Here is a 228-nt window from a genome sequence, read left to right as displayed (position 1 = left end):
TGTCGATCTATCATACCTGCATTTGGTTTCCTGATATCACCATCGCAATGTCTGCTCAAACTAGAGAAAATGCCGCATCTATAAGTGAAGAAAAACATAACGAAATCATAAAGTGGTTTCCTTTAATAAAAAATGAATTATCTGGAAAGCCCTCTTTCACCAAAGATAGTGTAGAAGTCAATTTTTCTTCTGGAGGAACATACTCCGTTTTGCCTAATGCTCAATCCA

At 36.4% G+C, this 228-nt stretch carries 1 protein-coding gene; it reads left to right on the top strand.

Annotated features, from left to right (window positions below; genetic code table 11):
• Nucleotides 1-228, top strand: a 228-nt coding sequence (locus R0J87_RS25630; RefSeq protein WP_498889828.1) for a hypothetical protein, incomplete at both ends; no start/stop codon positions are given.

The sequence above is a fragment of the Halomonas sp. SIMBA_159 genome (assembly GCF_046536035.1).
Lineage (GTDB): Bacteria > Pseudomonadota > Gammaproteobacteria > Pseudomonadales > Halomonadaceae > Vreelandella > Vreelandella venusta_A.
Note: the sequence above shows the minus strand (reverse complement) of the source record. Positions and strands in the feature narration are given on the sequence as shown.